Origin of the sequence: Rhodococcus sp. BS-15 (assembly GCF_000813105.1) — a bacterium.
In the GTDB taxonomy this organism is placed as follows: Bacteria; Actinomycetota; Actinomycetes; order Mycobacteriales; family Mycobacteriaceae; genus Rhodococcoides.
Map to the genome: position 1 here is coordinate 1 of NZ_BAOX01000653.1, position 538 is coordinate 538.

Consider the following 538-nt stretch of genomic DNA (forward strand, 5'->3'; position numbering starts at 1 on the left):
TCGGGGCTGGCCGCATCGGTCGGCCGGGCCGCGGTGCTGATCGGCGGAAGGTCGACCTTCGAGGACGCCTACGCGTACTCCAAGTTTGCTCGAACAGTGCTGCACACCAACGATATCGACTTTCGCAATCGCAGCCACAGCGCCGAGGAAGCGGACTTCCTGGCCGGTCGAATCGCAGCGACCGGGTTGGGGGTCACCTACACCGACCTCGAGAACGCACCGGTGGTGTTGCTCGTCGGCTTCGAGCCCGAGGAAGAATCACCACTGGTGTTCCTGAGGCTTCGGAAGGCGCACCGCACGAGCGCGGTGGTGGTGGCGTCGATCGCACCGTTCTCCACCAGGGGCCTACGAAAGCTCGACGGCATCCTGCTGCAGTCGATTCCCGGTGACGAACCGGGGTGGCTCGATGCGTTGCACGTCGGCGATCGTGGCACCGAAGCGATTGCCCAGCTCCTCCGAGAGCCCGGTGCGATCGTGCTCGTGGGCGAGCGGCTCGGCTCCGTGCCGGGCGGTCTGGCGGCGGCCTCGAAACTGGCGG

Annotated in this window: 1 protein-coding gene; it reads left to right on the forward strand. The window is 66.9% G+C overall.

Translation table 11 applies throughout. From position 1 onward, the window contains the following. Window positions 1-538, forward strand: a 538-nt coding sequence (locus RHBS_RS28520) for a molybdopterin-dependent oxidoreductase (RefSeq protein WP_145977685.1), incomplete at both ends; no start/stop codon positions are given.